Here is a 17,508-nt window from a genome sequence, read left to right on the forward strand (position 1 = left end):
GGAAGGAGGGAAGGGGGTGGGGGACTGGCGGCGCCGAGTGGCCTGATGGTCGGGCCTCCGCCGCCAGGAGACGGACTATGACATATCCGATCGTATACGCGCTTGCGCGTAACTGCGTCGCTTCCCCGCTGAATGTCCGAACGGAAAGCGACTCCGACGCCGACGCCGAACTGGAAGCGATGATCGGCCAAGCCGGCTTCGTGCTCCAGAACCTGATTGGCACCGCAATAAAACGCAAGAAGGACAGCTACAGCATTTTCGGCGGCGGCCGGCGTCTCGCGCGGGTTCATGCCCTGATCGAAAAGGGCCAGCTTCCCGAAGACTTCTGCGTGCCGGTTATGGTGATGCCGGACGCGAAAAACGCCATCGAGCTCAGCCTCGCTGAAAACCAGAAGCTGCCGATGACCGCCGCCGATGAATGCACGGCCTTCAAGAATATGATCGAGAAGGAAGGCAAAACCCCCGCGCAGGTTGCCGCGCGGTTCGGCAAGACCGAGCGTTTCGTGCTCGGGCGCGTTCGTCTCGCCGATCTTCACGAGACGATCTTCGAGGCGCTCCGCAAGGGCGACATCACGCTCGAGGTCGCCAAGGCCTATGGCAGCACGTCCGACACCGTTCGTCAGGCCCGTGTGTTCGAGCAGTATCAGGACAGCTATTACGGGGACGACGTCTACACCATCCGGCGCGAGCTCGCCTCCGGCAGCTATCGCGGCGGTGACCCCAAGGCGCTGCTTGTCGGCCGCGAAGCTTATCTCGAAGCGGGCGGACGGATCGACTCCGACCTCTTCTCCGACAGCGCGTCGGAAAACTGGATCGATGGCGACATTCTCGATCGCCTTGTCGAAGAAAAGCTTGCGGTCGAAGCTGAAGCATTGCGCCAACGCGAGGGCTTCGCCGAAATCCGTGCGCTGCCGACGACGCGCGTCTCCTACATCGAGCTTGACGGTCTGAGCCCGGTTCGCGGAGAGATTCCGCCACCCACGGCAGAGGATGAAGCGCGCTGCGCCGAGATCGAGGCCGAAATGACCATCATCGGCGAAGCCGCGAACGAAAGCGACGACGGCATCACCGATGATGACGAACAGCGTTATCGCGATCTGGAATCCGAACTCCGTGAAATCCAGAATCGTCCGCCGGTGTTGTCCGATGACCAGAAGGCCTCGGCGCTCGCCTTCGTCGTCCTCGGTGAGGATGGCCAGCCCCGGGTTCATCATCAGGTCTACCGAACCCCCGAAGCGATGAGCGAAACCGATGACTCAGACGATGACCGCGACGATGCGGCTCCTGGCGGAGCATCAGGCAAACCCGCGATCAGCCAGCGGCTTGCTGACGAACTCGCAACGATGAAGGCGGAACTGCTCCGCGTCCATGTCGCCAGCGACCCGCGGTTCGCGCTCGATCTCGGGACGTTCGTGATGGTCGATGCCGCGCAGCGGCGTTACGGGGCGAGCGATCTCGCGAGCGAACTGAGGGCCGATGCGGCGCCGTCGCGCGTCATCGGGTTCGAGAGCGGCACGACGGCGGCCGAGGAATGGGCTAAGCTCGAAGCCGGACTCGATCGGAGCTGGATCGACCCCGATGCCGGTGTCACTGGCCGCTACGATGCCTTCTGTGCGCTTGGTGAGGAAGCACGCGCGGCATGGCTGGGTTGGGCGATCGCCCGTACGATCCACGCCGTGCCCGCCAAGACGACCGGCAGCGATTTCGTCGACCATCTCGGCTGCAAGCTCGGGATCGATGTCGCCGCCTGGTGGCGACCGACCGCGAAGAATTACTTCAAGCGGCTCACCAAGACGACGATCCTCGACCTGTTCGCGGAAATTGGCGGCAGCGAACTCGGCCAACGCTATGGCGCGTCAAAGAAGGATCTCCTTGCATCCTCGGCCGAACAGCTCTTCGCGGGCAACATCATCGTGGAAGCCGACGTCAAGGAAAAGGCGCTCGCCTGGCTTCCCGACGCGATGCGCTTCGAGCATCCCGTCGCTGCGCTGGCGAACGACGATGCCGACCTGGAGCCTGCTGATGCCGCCGAAATAACGTTCGACGACGAAGCGGTCGGTGATGGCGACGAGGACGAACCGATCGCCGACGCGGCCTGACCCGGCAAAGCCGACCTCGATTGGGGCCGTGACCACGCGTCGCGGCCCCTTTTTCATGCCGCCTTCCACCCTGGAGGAGAGGGGGGAGGGCTGTGTGCGGCGGGGGCAGGTGCCCCGGAGCCCGTTCAGGAGATCTTCCATGACCCTTCCGCTTCTCAATCTCGCCGAGACCCCTGATTCCAGCGCCCGGGAAAAGGCCGAGCGTCTTCACGGCGTAGCGCGGGCTCTGCAATCCCGGCTCGCCGACCCGCATTCGGTCACCCGTTCGCTGCTCAAAGGGCTCATGTCGGAGGCGTTCGGCGGATCCGATGCCGACGGACACTGGTCGATGCGCGACGCCTATGATGCGCTCGAAGCGGCGCAGGCTTCGAACATGTTGTCGCTCGGTGAAGACCAGAACCCGGACTGCCCGCCCGAAGATGCCTTCGCAGCCATTCTTGCATTCGAGAAGGCGCTACCAACGCAGACCTATCGCAGCGAGCATCAAGTCGAGATGCAACAGTTCAGCACGCCAGACGCGCTGGGCTGGCTAGCGACACGTGCAGCGGCGATTACGGCCGACGACCATGTGCTCGAACCGTCGGCGGGCATCGGCATGCTCGCCGCCCGCGCGATCGCCACGGGCGCCTCCGTAACGCTCAACGAACGCGATGCCTGCCGCGCCGCACTGCTCGCTCTCGTGACGAACAGCGACGTCACCACACACGATGCCGAATTCATTCACGACCGGCTGCCGCCGGATGTCCGTCCGACCGTCGTCCTGATCAATCCGCCCTTCAGCCGTAGCGAAGGCCGCGGCGAGGATCGCCATGCCGGCGCTCGCCACCTTCGCTCCGCGCTCCTCCGTCTTGCCGACGGCGGACGCTGCGTTGCGATTATGTCGCCGGGATTCGCGCACGACGGCAGCGGTGCCCGCGGCTATGTCTCGGTCGCCGAGATCGGACGTCCGCGCGTTGAGATCACCATTCTCGGCCGCCCGTACGTCAAGCATGGCACCGGCATCGCCGTTCGGCTGATCGTCTTCGACAAGGGCTGGATCGGCGAGACCGAACGCCACACCGTCGACTCGATCGAGGCGGCGCTGCCCATCGTGCTCGCGCTCCCGCCGCGATTGGGATCGTCCGATGAGCCGCCCCCGGCCACCCCGGCGGTGATCCCGTTCCGTCCGGCGCTCAAATCCGGATCGGCATCGCTCTTTTCCGGGCTCGCGAGCCCCAAGGTCATCGCGCCGTCGCGGATCGCCGCGAAGGACGATCGCGCCGAGCCGCTTGCTTACTCGGTTCGCGACGCGCCGCTTCCGGTCGGCGATCCGGTCGGCATCTACGCTCCCTGGCGGCTTGCGCGCATCGATATACCGGGCGCGACGCCGCATCCGGACAATCTCGTGGAATCGCTTGCCATGGCGTCGGTGCTGCCGCCGATCCCGCGATATCGGCCGCTCTTCCAGAAGCGGGCAAGCAGCGCGCTGTCCGACGCCCAACTCGAAGCGATCATCTATGCTGGCGATGCCTTCTCGCGCGACCTGCCGGGCCGATTCGTGCCCAACGAGGCGGGCGACCAACTCCGCGAGGATGCCGACGGGCACGCCTATCGCATGGGTTTCTTCATCGGCGACGGCACCGGCGTCGGCAAGGGCCGCGAGGGCGCCGCTATCATCCGCGACCAGTGGAACTGCGGCAACCGCCGCGCCGTCTGGATATCGAAGGGCGCGACGCTCCTTGAAGACGCGCGCCGCGACTGGACCGCGCTCGGCGGCCTTCCGATCGACATCCAGCCGCTCGATGCCTTTCCGCTTGGGCAGTCGATCGGCATGGCGAGCGGCATCCTCTTCCTCACCTATGCGACGCTCCGCTCGCAGCGTCACGATCAATGCTCACGTCTCCAGCAGATCCTCCAATGGGCGGAAGGCACTTTCGAGGGCGTGATCCTGTTCGACGAATCCCATTCGATGGGCAATGCGGCGGGCACCAAAGACGAATATCGCCAGGCCAAGGGGTCTGAACAGGGATTGGCCGGAGTGCGCCTGCAGAACGCACTGCCGCGCGCCCGGGTGGTCTATGAATCGGCCACCGGCGCCACCAAGCCCGAGAATCTGAGTTATGCCTCGCGGCTCGGGCTTTGGGGGCCCGACACGGCCTTCGTGAACCGCGACGCTTTTCTCGCTGCGATGACCGACGGCGGTATCGCGGCGATGGAAATCGTCGCCCGCGACCTCAAGTCCATGGGTCTCTACACGGCGCGTGCGCTCAGTTTCGCCGGCGTAGAATATGACCCGCTCGAGCATCGGCTGACGCCCGACCAGATAGAGATCTACGATGCCTATGCCGACGCCTGGGCGATCGTTCACCAGAACCTCGACGAGGTGCTGAAGGCGTCGAACATTGTCGACCGCATGTCGGGCGAGACGATGAATGCCATGGCCAAGGGATCGGCGCTCAGCCGGTTCGAGAGCGCCAAGCAGCGCTTCTTCTCCCAAGTGCTGATCGCGATGAAAATGCCGACCGTCGTTCGTTCGATCGAGGAGGAGCTGGCAGCAGGCCATGTCGCCGTCGTGCAATTGACCAGCACGGCCGAGGCGATCCTCGAGCGCCGCCTTGCGGGCCTTTCGCCGGACGAACGCGCCAACCTCGCGATCGACGTCTCGCCGCTCGATACGCTGATCGATTATCTGAAGACAGCCTTCCCGACGCGTCAGATGCGCGCCTTTCGCTCATCCGACGGAGCATTGCGCTCCGAGCCGATGCACGATGGCGACGGCAATGCTGTCCTCTGCCAGGAAGCGGTCGAGGCGCGCGATAATCTGGTCGAAAGCCTCTGTTCGATGCCGCCGGTCCCGGCCGCGCTCGACTTCCTTATCGCGCATTTCGGAACCGACGCGGTCGCAGAAGTCACTGGCCGCAGCCGTCGCGTTGTCATTGACGGGCAAGGCCGACAGAAGCTCGAGCGCCGCAGCGCCAGTTCCAATATCGCCGAGACCGACGCCTTCATGTCAGGACGCAAGCCGATCCTCGTCTTCTCGGAAGCGGGCGGCACCGGGCGCTCCTATCACGCCGACCTGGATTGTCCGACCGCGAACAAGCGGCGCATCCATTTCCTGCTCGAACCGGGCTGGCGCGCCGACATCGCGATCCAGGGTCTCGGCCGCACGCATCGGACGTACCAGTGGAAGCCGCCGGTGTTCCGGCCGGTCACGACTACCTGCAAGGGCGAACGCCGCTTCATCAGCACCATCGCGCGCCGTCTCGATACCCTCGGCGCGCTCACGCGCGGCCAGCGTCAGACCGGCGGCCAGAATCTATTCGACCCCGCGGATAATCTCGAAAGCAGCTATGCTCGCGAAGCGCTGACCCAATGGTATCATCTGCTCCATGCCGGCAAGCTCGCGAGCATCGGTCTCGAGAAGTTCCAGATTATCACGGGCCTGAAGCTCGTCGACGAGAATGGAACCCTGCTCGACAAGCTGCCGCCGATCCAGCGCTGGCTGAACCGCATCCTCGCGCTACGCATCGCGACCCAGGATGCCATTTTCGAGGAATATATGGGGCTCATCCAGGCCCGCGTCGACGCCGCTCGCGAGGCCGGCACGCTTGATCTTGGCGTCGAGGCGATCCGCGCCGAGCGTATCGTCGAGCTCTCGCAGCAGGTGCTGAGGGAGGATCCGGTATCCGGCGCCGAGACCCGGCTGCTCCGCCTCGAGCTTCACCTCAAACCGCGCGTCACGGGGTGGGCGCGCCTTGACAAGATCTGGGGCGGTTCCGCGGATGGCCGGTCTCTGCGGAACAGCCGTTCCGGGCGCGTCGCCCTTTGCGTTCCGTCCTGGTCGATCACCGACGACGACGGGAGGCCCGTCAAGATGATGGAGCTTGTCCGCCCGACAGGTTCGAACCGCATCCAGCTTGCCGGGCTCGCGCACACGCACTGGGAGGAGATCGACCGCAAGAGCTTCCAGAGCTTCTGGGAAGCCGAAGTGACCGAGGCGCTCGACAAGGTCGATATCGAGACGATCAGTGTCGCAACGGGTCTCCTGCTCCCCGTCTGGAACAAACTGCCGCAGGACGACGTTCGTGTCTGGCGGATCGACGACGCGGCGGGGACGTCGATCCTCGGCCGCATCGTCATGCCCGGGGCGATCGAGAAGCTGCAATCGGCTTTCGGCCTCACTTCCTCGATCATGCTCACGCCTGGCGAACTGATCGAGGCTGCCCGGCATGGCGACGGCGCCTTGATCCCTGGGCTGCACGGCGCACGTCTCGTGTCGGCGATGGTGAACGACAGCCGCCGGATCGAGATCCGGGACTTCCGGCCTCAGGACCGCGAATGGCTGAAAGCGCGCGGCGCGTTCAGCGAGGTGATTGCATACAAGACCCGGCTCTTCCTCCCGGCGGGAAAGGCCGATGAAATCCTGAGCACCATCATCGCCGAGCCGCCACAGTGAAATCGAACCTCTCATAGGGAGAGGGTCATGTCGCGGGCCTATGGGCAGGTCGACCGGCAGTTCGTCGACGGTTTCGACACCGCGATGCCCGTGCTGGAAGCCGGGCGAGCATGCCGCCCGCGACCTTGCCGACCGATTGCACCATATTCGAGCTTCTCGACGAGGGGGGACTTGCTGAACTTGGCTCGTCAAACGCGGAACCTACGCGCCTCCATGCTCGCCCCGCGAAAGCAATTCTCCGGAGGAGGGAAGGGGGTGGAGCGGGGAGTGGCGGCGGAATTGTCTGCCGACCACCAAGAAGATGGAGGTTCCCATGGCAGACCGGGCATCCGCCATGATCCGGATCGGCGGCACGATTTCTCGCAATCTGATACCCGCGCTTCTCGAAGCTATCGAATGCGATGGCGGGAAAGCCGATTGGGAAGGGAATTCGATCGAGTTTTCCCATATTGCCGACGGGCATATCCTGGAGGTTTGTGCCTATGAACTGATCGGCGGTCAGTTCGAATGTGTCGAAGCCTTCTGCTGCAATCACGGCATCGCCTTCGTTCGGCGCTCGGACGCGTGTTCCGGCGCATTCGGACCCGAGCGCGCGGTTCATACGGGCGATCGGGCGCCCCGACACTACGAGGTAAATGACGCTGACCAGATCGTCCTCAATCAACGAGAGCTGAACGACCTTGGTTCGATCGCTGCGGCGAACGCCTGGTTTCAAGCGGGCGATTTCGCTCTGCCGCCCTTGTCCATCGGAACCCGCGAAAGCCCGTCCTTGTGCCGGGAGAATGGCGATGGCTGAACATTATCTCGAGGCAAGCTTCAGCTTCGCCTGCACAGATGCCGAGCTGGCGCTGCTCAAGGAGATATTCGGGGCGGCCAGCGACATGATGAGCGGTATCGTCGCACCGGCGCCAAGCCCGAAAATCCTCGAACTCTTTCCTCCTGAAGACGAAGATGATCTGTGGAGCGGCCTTGGCACGATATTCTGCGATGCGTATTTTCCCGATTTCGGTGCCCGTTTCGAGGCGGGAACTGCGTCGATCGACGGGGTCGGTCAGATCGCGCATATCTATGGCACGCCAACCTTCCAGCCCGACCCGGTCGCAACGGTCATCCATCGGTGCTGCGCCGAATCCCTTCTTCGCGCCGCTATCGGTTTCGAATGGTCGGAAAGCTGCTCCAAACCTCGCGAGGGCGAGTTTGGCGGCGGCTGGTGCGCCATCTTCGCGGATCGCATCGAGATGCATTCGACAAGCGAGGCCTTGTCGGCGGCGCTCGGGCAGTCCGCGCCGAGCGACCCGCCTCACCTGGAACGTGATGCCTGGACCGAGTATCCAGCCCACCCGCTCGCGGATTGGAAATACCAGATCGCGAACGACGACACACGCCTTGGCTATCGGGACTGGATTGCGGCGCGCGTGCTTGGCGAGCCGCACGATACTGCCGGGGACACCGACGCGACCTCGCCTGTCCCGGAGGCGCCCGGACTCTACCTGCATCTCTATCACGGCCGCAAGGATCCCGACGAAAATCTTGAAGACTGGGGGAGCGAAGGACCGGTGATCGGCCCGCTCGCCTATGTGCACACGACCTATATGTGCGACGTCAAGTTCGCGGCGGCTCCCGATGTCATGGACCGATTCTTCCCGGCGGTCATGGCCGAATGGTGCGCACGCGGATTGTCCAACGTCGCGGGTCCGCTCTGTGATTGGCGCCTGACCATCTTCGACGACTATGTCGAATATGACGGCATCTACTATGGCGACTGGACCGTGTTCGCCGCCACGCCCAGTGAGGTCGATGAGCGGTTCGCCAAGGTGGCGAAGGCGGCGTGATGGCGCACATCGTCAAAGGCTAGGCCCTCTGCCAGAAACCGGGCTGCACAATGTCCCGGCACCGCGATCCCATTCTCGAGGTTGTCTGCCCCAACTGCCACGCCGCGGTAGGTGTCGGCTGCCGCCGGCCGAGTGGGCATAGCGGGCCATTCGTCGAATTTCACACCTCGCGCGACATCCTCGCTGACCGCGAGGGCAAGTATGGACCGTGCCCGCTCGGGCTCTGCGGTCTCGGCTGCGTTTCGCCTCAACTGGGCCTGCCGCTGTTCGATTGAACCGCGGCGCCGCCAATCGGAGAGGTTTCCGCAATGCCCGAAATCATCCCCATCACCGTCTATCAGTTCGACGAACTGGACGAGCGCGCTAAGGACAAGGCGCGCGACTGGTATCGTCAGGGCGCCTTCGACCATGACTGGTACGACTTCGTCTTCAGCGACTTCGAGGCGATCTGCGACATCCTCGGTATCACGCTTCGCACCAACCCGGTTTCCCATGTCGGAGGCACAAAGCGCGAAGAGCCGCAGATATTCTTCACGGGCTTTGCCAGCCAGGGAGACGGCGCCAGCTTTGCCGGCAGCTACGCCTATCGGCCCAGATCATCGAAAGCCATCCGGGTCTACGCGCCGCAGGATGCCAGGCTTCACCAGATCGCCGATGCGCTTCGCTACATCCAGCGCCAGCATTTCTACCGGCTCAGCGCCGATATTCGCCACCGCGGTCGCTATTACCATGAATATTGCATGGACATCGCGGTCGAGCGCGAAGGGATCGCCTTCGGTTCCCCCGCGGAAGAAACCATCATCGAAGCACTGCGCGACCTTGCCCGCTGGCTCTATCGGCGCCTCGAAAGCGAATTCGAGTATCTGACGTCCGAGCAGGCCGTAGATGAGGCGATAACCGCCAACGGATACACCTTCGTGGAGAATGGCAAGCCGTTCGGCTGACCACGTCTTTCCTTGCCTCGCTGATGGGCGTCGATGGCAAGACGGTCACGTTCTGCACCGCCTGAGGGCTGCTCAAGGCGAACCGGCGCGGTACCGACCAAACGAGCGCGCACCACGCCATCTGACTGCCGGTCGGGAGGGAAGGGGGTGGGAACGGGGCGAGCCGGTCAGTGATTTCGGTCCGGCTCGACGTTCCACTCTTGCCGGAGATTTCCCATGACCAATCTTGTCCCCGCTGCCGACCGTCCGGTCGGCGGCGCCTATCGCGTCGATATCTCCCGCGGCCGCAACATCGGCCGCGTTTCGTCCGAATGGTTCTCGCGTCCCGACGACGAGCGCTTCCTCTCGCTGACCGATCTCTATGATGTCGTTCGCGCCCGCGCCGACCGGGCAACCACGCGCGTCGTCGACAGCAAGGCGATCCGTGTCGAGGCGCGGAGCGATAGCCCCGAGCGACTCTCGCTGATGGTCCCCGACGAAGAGCGGCCCGTTGCGCCGACGAACTGGGCATTCGGACAGCTTTGCAGCCTCGTCGGCGCGCCCGCGTCCTATCTTCGCGAGCTTCCGGCTGCGCTTGCCGGCATCAATCTTCAGCACGGCCTCGTCGCGCACCGCGGCGAGCAGGTGAAACTGCTGCAGACCGACGACGGGCGGACCGAACTTCGCGCCGCGACCGGGCCCGAATATGGCCGTATCTGGGATTATGAGCTCGTGGAAGCGGTGATGAAGATCGCCGGCGACGGCATCGGGCAAACGCGGTGGAAGGTCCCCGGCGTGCTCGACTGGTCGAGCATGCACTATAATCCTTATGTCGACGTCACACGCGACACGACGACGCTTTATGCCTCCGACCGCGACGTCTTCATCTTCCTGGTCGATGACACGCACCCGATCGAGGCGGGCAAGCTACCCAATGGCGATCCCGATCTCTATTTCCGCGGCTTCTACTGCTGGAACTCCGAGGTCGGCGCGAAGACGCTCGGCATGGCGACCTTCTATCTGCGCGCCGTGTGCATGAACCGCAACCTCTGGGGCGTCGAGAATTTCGAGGAGGTGAAGATCCGCCACTCGAAATTCGCAGCCAACCGCTTCGCCCATGAAGCAGCGCCCGCGCTCGAGCATTTCGCGGACTCTTCGCCGATGCCATTCCTGAGCGGCATCAAGACCGCGCGCGAGCGCATCGTCGCCCGCAAGGATGAGGACCGCGAGACGTTCCTGCGCAAACGCGGCTTCTCGAAGGCCGAAACCGCAAAGATCGTCGCGACGGTGCTCAATGAAGAGGGCCGCCCGCCTGAGACGATCTATGATTTCGTGCAGGGCATCACGGCCTTTGCGCGCACCAGGACCAACCAGGACAGCCGGCTCGAAGTCGAGGGCAAGGCCCGCAAGCTTCTCGAAACCGCCCACTGACGTCCGAAGCCGCCGGTTCGTTCGATCCGGCGGCTTCCTTCCCATGGAGACCCGCCATGACCGATGCGCGCTACCGCTTGCTCGATACGATGCAGGACCTCATGTCCAACTATCTCCTCGACGAATGCCCCAACGATGTGACGTGGGAAGATTTTGACCCTGACATCGATGGGCTGCGTTCGAGCGTCGCGGACCTCATCGACAGGCATTGCCGAGGCGCGGTCTCAACCGCCGTCGTCGCTACCTACCTTGTCGATGTCGCATTTTTCAGCGGCGACGATTGCTTTGCGAGCGCAGTCTATACGATCGATGCTTCGACACCCGAGGGGGCGGAGCACCACGCGCTGTCGATGTCGCTCGACTGCATTTACAACGACCCGCGCATTCCGGACCTCTCGCGCGCCGCGACCGCGAGGCCGATGGACGATCCCGACGCGCCGATATGATTGTCGATCGGTCCCCACGATGGCGCGAACGGCGCTGTCGCTGGCTACCGAATGCGACGAATATCGGCCCAGGCTCCCTTTCCGTGGACGTCATCGACACGCGCCGACAGGCCTCATCCTTCGTGAAGGTCATCACTTCGCGAGATCAATGCCGGACGCCCGGCATGTCCCTTCTTGCTTTGGGAGCATGACCATTGCCGAAACGGTTCCGACGATGTTGAATCCATTCCAGCGAATTTGCGCCGTCGCATACGGTGAAGGCGACTTTGCCCACATCGAAAGCATCGAGGAGACCCACGATTTGGGCGATCCGCTCTTTGCCTTTCTCATGGCTGAGCTAGCATCGAGCGAGGGCTGTGATTGCCGGAAAGAAGCGCTGCGCCGCCTAGAAATGGCTGCAGCTGATATTCGCTGCGTTATCGACGCGATCGATCAAACGATTGTCATTTGATCGATCCAGCATGCCCAAGCGCCGTAGTTCGCCGAGTGCCGGCGCAGGCTCACATCAGCCGAACAGGATTATATCATGTCTGACATTGGCATCCGCGCCTTGGCGCAACTGCTCGCTCGTGCCCGTGCCGCCATCGAAACGCCGGCCGACCTCGATGACGCTGCCCGCGCCGCGGTGATCGAGGATATCGCTGCGTTCGAGGATTGCCTTGCGCGGGGATTGATTCCGTGGGGCTTCGACATCCACATCGGTTCAATCGATCATAAGCATGGCACCAACCATTATGCCGCGCTGACTCAGAAAGCCTTGATGGCGGAAGTCGCCGAATATTGCCGCGAGTGGTGGTCCGATATCGAAGATGGGCGCGATCCGGCGACGCTCGACGATCAAACGATCGCGGACATCTATTTCGATGATCATCCGAGCGAGAATCTCAAGACTGACCGCGTCCATATCGATCCGCTACTCGCCGACATGCAGACACTGGGCCCCGAAACCGGGCACTATTGCGTCATTGCCACGGCGCATCTGTCGACTGCGACGGCAGCCATGCTTGATGAATGGTGCGCGGCGGCAACCTCCGACCGGCCGATCAATGTTGCGAGTACCATATACGGATGGTTCGTTCCGGCGCGCGAGGTGGATGAGCCGGCCCAGGCCAAGCTACCGGCCGATCTTCTTGCCGCGATGAGATTTGCTCGTGCACATGGCTTCGACCATATCCTGTTCGACTGCGACGCTGGCAGCGTCGAGGCATTGCCGAAGCATGACTGGTGAAGCCGGTCCTTGGTATGTTTGGCGTAATTCCCATTAAGCCTGCGACCGCGCATCGAGCATTTCCAGCCGATCGGCGGCAAGCTCCGCGACATTGGCCTGGATCACATGGCCGCGATTGCGCAGGATTTCGCCGAGATCCCTGACCATCGTGATCAGATCGCCGGTCGCAAGCGGGCCATCGAGCGCGCGCAATAGATGGCGTTCTTCCTCGTCCAGTTCGCGCATCGTCATTCTCCGCGGGACGCAATTTTGGGCAGGCACGTAATCTAGCACATTCGGACGATCGCCGGCTGCGCAAATTCTCCTCTCGGCGATGAATTGCAGCGCCACGACGTGCACTGCACGAACCCGAGCCCGAGGGGCGCCCGCTCGCTTGCCTCCCGCTCGCCATCGATCGACAGATGTGGAACATCGCGGCTGCGGGCACTTGGGGTGCCTTCAATATCCCTGCGAAATGGGAGGAGAGAGGGAAGGACAGGGGCGGGCGCAATAGGCGTCCGGAGAAGGAACCTGTCCCATGTCATACGATATCGCGTTCCGCTTCCAGCAGGCGCTCGATCCTTCGGCACTCTCGACGCTGCCGGCCTGTCTCCACGCGCTGATCGCGGCGATCAAGGATTGCCGAAATGCCGGCAATCCCGACGAAACCGATCCCGCAGTACTGTTGCTCGCGCGGCATCTCGGTGCCGTTGCGGGCGCCACGGGCGGCGGCGACACCGCGCTTCGGCGCGCCTGCTTGGACCGCATCGCCGACATGCGCGGCAAATCCGCACTCGTGGTGCTGGCGCATAGGGGTGTCAGCTACGACGAGCAGGCAAAGAAGCTCTTCCATAGCGACGGCCGAAAGGCCCTGAAGCGGCTTGCCGAGGCCCTTTGCATGGAGGACGGCACCTATGATCTTCCATCGATCAAGGGCGGTATTGCCGTCAGCGGCGAGATCATCCTTCATACCGAGGAAATCTATGTCCAGCTCCGGCTTGGCATCGGATCCGGCCGTGAAGTGATGTTCCGCCGCGTCGCCGGGCGGAAGGATTATTGCGGCGACCGCAACCACTGGGCCGCGGTCGGCGAACTGCTCGAGCCTGACCGCCTCGCCGCGCGCATCCGGCGCGAACTGCACCTCGCCGAACCCGGAACGCCGCCGATGCGGCTGGTCGCTTGAGGAGAACGTCGATGAAAGTCATTGTCTCGCGTTCCCGCATCGCGGGGGCGCTGCCCCATTATGTCTATCGCGCGCTGGTTCCGGCCGAGGGTGTTGCGGTGGAGCGTATCGCGAGCGCCGGCACCGTTCACGCGCCCGGGGTCGCCGGTCGTATTGCTTGCATTCGGATCGCTCCGCTCATTGCGCCCGAGCGCTACCTCGCGATGCGCCCTGTCGAGCGGACGGCGCTTGCCTCGCGCGTCGGGGCAGTCGGACGCCGGATCGAGTGGCTGATCATTCGCACCTTCTTCCGGGAGATGACCGCGGACTCGTTACCGATCGTCTTCCAGCTCGATCCTGATCCGGGCGACGCCTGCGTCTGGGCCGACCTCGACGACCTAACCGGCATCTTTGATGCCGTCGAACCTGGGTTCGCAAGCCTCTCAGCTATCGACCTCGGTCTGCGTCAGCGCGACAGCCTCCGGGCTGCCTGATTGCCGTCATCGACGAGCCGCCCAAGGCGCCTGCCCTGGGCATAGTTACTTCACCCCAGCAGAAAGGGCCTGCGATGACGGTCATCGGACATAATGACATCCGGAAAGTCGAGAACTTCGACAGATATGAGATTCTCGCGCACCCGCTTCCCCATCGTGATAACCGCATTTTCTATCCGGCGGAACCCGATGGTTTTGGCGCCGTCACCTATGCCTCGCACGATGTGATGATTGCGAGGCCGACCGGGATCGGTAGCAAGGGCCGGCTCGCCATACTGATGCACCATGGCGGCGGTCGCCACGCTCTCGAATTCTACGAAAGCACCTTGCCCATCGCCTCGGCGCTGCTCGCGCTTCCGGAACGCGAGCAATATGCGCTCGCCTATACGATCTTCGAGCAAGCGGACGAATGCTCCGCCGGAGCGCGTGCCGCCGAGGCGCAACGATGGGCTGAGGCCTATGCTGAGGGCCGCATCCGGAAACGGCGTCGCGGGCGCGCGCGGCAAATCTATGTCGAAACCGCGGCCGAGAAGGCACTTCGCTCCGCCTGAAGCCTGAGCCGCCCGCACTCAATCGCTCGCGACCGATCGTCATCGGCCGGGAGGAAAGGAGGCGGGGACGTGCGGCGGCAATGAGGCTGCCGCGCAACCGGAGTATTCCCATGACGCTTCCCGCTCAAATCCGCCCTTCCGTCGGCGAGCAGCTTATCACTAAGGTGTCGCGCCTCTTCAACGGGACGATCACCGACGTTCTCAACGAGCTGTTCCAGAATGCCCGCCGTGCCGGTGCGCAGCGAATCGCCGTCGATCTCGGCGAGCATGAAGGCAATCCAGCCCTCTTTATTGCAGACGACGGCACCGGCATCGATGATCCCGCCGCCTTCGTGACGCTGGGCCGCTCTGACTGGAGCGACCAGATCGCACGGCGGGAAGACCCTGCCGGAATGGGTGTGTTCAGCCTCGCCGGCAAGCGCGTTACTGTGCGATCCTTCTCGAGAGCCGCCAATGCCGGATGGACGGTCACGATTCCCAAGGACGGTTGGCAGGGCGAAAATCCCCTAACGGTCGAAGCCTACGAGGTCCGCAAAGGCACACAGCTCGTCATTGCCATGCCCGCCGAATGGTTGCCCAATCTCCAATCGCGGGTCGAAGCAGCGGCGAAGCATTTCCCGTTGCCCGTCGAATTTCAGGGCGCAGTCTTGCCGCGCGAGGATTTCCTCAAGGGCGCCTGCCGGATCGAAGAGTGGCATGGCTGCCGGATCGGAATCTTCAGCGATTCCTATGACATCGCGAGCGATCCGCGCATCAATTTTCATGGCATCAAGGTTCCCTGCCGCATGCCCGCCATCGGGGAAATCGACGCACGGCGGAAATGGACGGTCCGGATCGACATCGTCGACGCGCCCTCGCTCCAGCTCGTTTTGCCCGCGCGCAAGGAGATGGTCGAGAATGCCGCACTCGCCGATCTGCGGGTTGAAGTGCAGGCGGCCATTTTCCGGACCATCGCGCTCAAAGGCCAACATCGCCTGTCGTTCAAGGACTGGAAGCGCGCTACCGAGCTCGGCGTTGGCCTTCCCGAAGCCAGCCCGTGGCTCTGTGCATGGCGCCCGCGAACCGCGGACGGCAATGCCTACGTCGAGGACGAGCGCGTCGAAGCTGTCCCAATGATCCTGATCCCCAGGCACGAGGCCGATATCGAACAATGCGCGGCGAAGGTGTTGACCGAGGAGAAGCTCGGCTTCCGACCTGTCTTCGCTGAAGACAAATTTGCCGGCTATCGATGGTATGATGTGCTTCCGCGCGTCCCCCGCCTGTCCTTTGCGGTCGAACGGGAGGGCGAACTGTTCCACTATGCCGACGACGACCAGATGCTCGATCATGTTGAATCGGGCTGGGTGACTGCGATCACCCTTAATGTTCCGATAGTTCGCTGCGCCGGGCTCGATGAACCCGCCGCCACGCTTCGCCTTCCCGTCGATATGCTCGTCTGCGCGAACGCGAGCAGCCATATCGGCGAAGCACATGTTTTTGTCCGGGAGGGCGCAATCGTCACGCCGCAGGCGCTCGCGCAGCTGATCGAGGATGCGGTCTTCACTTATGACGAGGATTGCGATAGCGACAGCTGGGGCAGGCAGCATGACGATTTCATCCGCGATGCGCGTAACCTGGCGAACAAGCTCCTCCTCGGAAAGGACGAGGCGCTTCTGGAACAGATCCGATCGGCCTTCCGCGACGATGTCCAATGGCTGATCCCCGAGGGTCGAACACTCACCCTCAAGGCCGATGTCGCCAAGGTTCTAATCGATCTGGCAGTCGCTGATCCTGAAACCGAGCCCACCGCTGCATAGCATTCGGACCATGACAGGCTGGCGACCTTGCGTCCGCTTCTACCCTTACCCCCACAGCCGGAGTGATCCATGACCGCCCTGTCACCCCTTCGGACGCGGCTCGCCTCGTTCGACCACGCCTATGCCGTTGCGATTCAGCTCCGCGGCGCGACCGGTCGTGGTCAATTCATCGTGTGCACCGGCAAGCCGATTCAGCCATTTCGTGTCTCTCCGACATTGCCGCCGCTAGGTGAACATCTGCTGGTCTGGGTAGCCTGAAGCCGACATTCCCTGGGCACACATTTGGTGTAGGTGCCATTTATGTCGGGTCAACGACGTCACAAGAGGCATGTCGGTCCGTCAGATTCCTAAGCCAAGCGTCGAGACGTCGAGCTTCGATGGAATTTGGTCGGGAATGCGCCCATGTCGGCCGTTCAAAAGATTCTAGATTGATGTGCAAAGCCGACGTCCGCCGCACGCTTAGTTGGCGCCAAAAAATTTCATAGAGACAGTGATGATCGTACTGCATCTGCCAGCGCACACATCCCGTCGACGGATGCTCGTGGATACAGAGCGCTCTCCCCCACTAGCGGAAAGTGCCCACTTTTTTCCCAGAAGCTTTCTGGCTCAAATTGGAATTTCGCGATGAGCCGCCGACCGAAGTCCATCTCTGCGTGAGAATATAGCAACTTTTGCTCCGCTGTAGCGCATTCCGGATACTCTGCGAGCAGATAGCCCTCCTGCACGTGAGGTCGAACCGCCGTTGGCGGGCAGACACTCGCGAGGCGCACTGTCTGGATTCCTGCCTCGGCGCTGGCAGTGATCGCCCCACTCACATTCGGAATACCCAAAACGAAAACATACGCCTCGCCATTCGCATTATGCGTCGCAAAGGACGCCGCAATTCGCAGCGACTGCGTCACATCCAGAAGTGGTGTGGGGCAGATCTCGTAGTGCTGGATCATGGCCCAGCGAAGGATGCGCTGACGCTCGAGCCTCTCGCGACCGATAAGTCCGCGGGCCTTGTATTCCGCTACAAGTGCTGCTTCCGCGCGCACAAGTCGCTCAAAGCGTTCGTTCAACGTCGCGTCTGTAGGCACGCGACCAGATTTTGCAGATCGAAGAAGACTCGGCTTCAATGAGGTGTAGCCCA

17 protein-coding genes are annotated in these 17,508 nt (G+C 63.0%); 15 read left to right on the forward strand and 2 right to left on the reverse strand.

Annotated features, from left to right (window positions below):
• Nucleotides 1-77 precede the first annotated feature (77 nt).
• The 10 genes from ABS88_RS04195 to ABS88_RS04235 all read left to right on the forward strand — a co-directional run bounded on the left by ABS88_RS04195 (nucleotide 78) and on the right by ABS88_RS04235 (nucleotide 12,394).
• Nucleotides 78-2,099 (forward strand): ParB/RepB/Spo0J family partition protein, encoded by a 2,022-nt coding sequence (locus ABS88_RS04195; protein WP_286749145.1) that lies wholly within the window; start codon nucleotides 78-80, stop codon nucleotides 2,097-2,099.
• Between the two features lie 139 nt (nucleotides 2,100-2,238).
• A complete protein-coding gene (locus ABS88_RS04200) occupies nucleotides 2,239-6,534 on the forward strand; it encodes a strawberry notch-like NTP hydrolase domain-containing protein (RefSeq protein WP_058804206.1) in 4,296 nt (1,431 codons plus the stop codon).
• A 313-nt stretch (nucleotides 6,535-6,847) separates the two neighbouring features.
• A complete protein-coding gene (locus ABS88_RS04205) occupies nucleotides 6,848-7,330 on the forward strand; it encodes a hypothetical protein (protein ID WP_054588746.1) in 483 nt (160 codons plus the stop codon).
• An 88-nt stretch (nucleotides 7,331-7,418) separates the two neighbouring features.
• Nucleotides 7,419-8,366 carry a hypothetical protein gene (locus ABS88_RS04210; protein WP_286749146.1) on the forward strand — a complete coding sequence of 316 codons (948 nt, stop codon included), beginning with the start codon at nucleotides 7,419-7,421 and terminating at the stop codon, nucleotides 8,364-8,366.
• A 50-nt stretch (nucleotides 8,367-8,416) separates the two neighbouring features.
• Nucleotides 8,417-8,641, forward strand: a complete 225-nt coding sequence (locus ABS88_RS25120) for a zinc finger domain-containing protein (RefSeq protein WP_420496811.1) — start codon at nucleotides 8,417-8,419, stop codon at nucleotides 8,639-8,641.
• A gap of 33 nt (nucleotides 8,642-8,674) precedes the next feature.
• On the forward strand, nucleotides 8,675-9,310 hold the full coding sequence (locus tag ABS88_RS04215; RefSeq protein WP_054588744.1) for a DUF8835 domain-containing pootine: 636 nt from the start codon (nucleotides 8,675-8,677) through the stop codon (nucleotides 9,308-9,310).
• A 216-nt stretch (nucleotides 9,311-9,526) separates the two neighbouring features.
• Nucleotides 9,527-10,720 carry a hypothetical protein gene (locus ABS88_RS04220; protein ID WP_054588743.1) on the forward strand — a complete coding sequence of 398 codons (1,194 nt, stop codon included), beginning with the start codon at nucleotides 9,527-9,529 and terminating at the stop codon, nucleotides 10,718-10,720.
• 56 nt (nucleotides 10,721-10,776) lie between these two features.
• Entirely contained in the window at nucleotides 10,777-11,166 is a 390-nt protein-coding gene (locus tag ABS88_RS04225) for a hypothetical protein (RefSeq protein WP_234715582.1), read from the forward strand.
• A 187-nt stretch (nucleotides 11,167-11,353) separates the two neighbouring features.
• The gene (locus ABS88_RS04230) at nucleotides 11,354-11,617 is read left to right on the forward strand and encodes a hypothetical protein (protein ID WP_058804208.1); all 264 of its coding nucleotides are present in this window, start codon (nucleotides 11,354-11,356) and stop codon (nucleotides 11,615-11,617) included.
• 75 nt (nucleotides 11,618-11,692) lie between these two features.
• Nucleotides 11,693-12,394 (forward strand): DUF5983 family protein, encoded by a 702-nt coding sequence (locus tag ABS88_RS04235; protein ID WP_234715581.1) that lies wholly within the window; start codon nucleotides 11,693-11,695, stop codon nucleotides 12,392-12,394.
• 33 nt (nucleotides 12,395-12,427) lie between these two features.
• On the opposite strand, the gene ABS88_RS04240 is transcribed toward ABS88_RS04235, so the two are convergent.
• Nucleotides 12,428-12,724: a hypothetical protein gene (locus tag ABS88_RS04240; protein ID WP_286749147.1), complete on the reverse strand. Its 297-nt coding sequence runs from the start codon at nucleotides 12,722-12,724 to the stop codon at nucleotides 12,428-12,430.
• 187 nt (nucleotides 12,725-12,911) lie between these two features.
• Here ABS88_RS04240 and ABS88_RS04245 point away from each other — a divergent pair, with 187 nt between their 5' ends.
• The 5 genes from ABS88_RS04245 to ABS88_RS04265 all read left to right on the forward strand — a co-directional run bounded on the left by ABS88_RS04245 (nucleotide 12,912) and on the right by ABS88_RS04265 (nucleotide 16,634).
• Nucleotides 12,912-13,556, forward strand: a complete 645-nt coding sequence (locus ABS88_RS04245) for a hypothetical protein (RefSeq protein ID WP_286749148.1) — start codon at nucleotides 12,912-12,914, stop codon at nucleotides 13,554-13,556.
• An 11-nt stretch (nucleotides 13,557-13,567) separates the two neighbouring features.
• Nucleotides 13,568-14,029, forward strand: coding sequence for a hypothetical protein (locus ABS88_RS04250; protein ID WP_054588739.1), 462 nt, complete (start codon nucleotides 13,568-13,570; stop codon nucleotides 14,027-14,029).
• A gap of 74 nt (nucleotides 14,030-14,103) precedes the next feature.
• A complete protein-coding gene (locus tag ABS88_RS04255; RefSeq protein WP_054588738.1) occupies nucleotides 14,104-14,580 on the forward strand; it encodes a hypothetical protein in 477 nt (158 codons plus the stop codon).
• Nucleotides 14,581-14,690: 110 nt separating this feature from the next.
• Nucleotides 14,691-16,376, forward strand: a complete 1,686-nt coding sequence (locus tag ABS88_RS04260; protein ID WP_062769975.1) for an ATP-binding protein — start codon at nucleotides 14,691-14,693, stop codon at nucleotides 16,374-16,376.
• A 69-nt stretch (nucleotides 16,377-16,445) separates the two neighbouring features.
• Nucleotides 16,446-16,634, forward strand: coding sequence for a hypothetical protein (locus ABS88_RS04265; RefSeq protein WP_082665232.1), 189 nt, complete (start codon nucleotides 16,446-16,448; stop codon nucleotides 16,632-16,634).
• Between the two features lie 221 nt (nucleotides 16,635-16,855).
• On the opposite strand, the gene ABS88_RS04270 is transcribed toward ABS88_RS04265, so the two are convergent.
• Nucleotides 16,856-17,508: FRG domain-containing protein (locus tag ABS88_RS04270; RefSeq protein WP_286749149.1), on the reverse strand; the 653-nt coding region annotated here is incomplete at its 5' end.

This window comes from Sphingopyxis sp. SCN 67-31 (genome assembly GCF_001725095.1).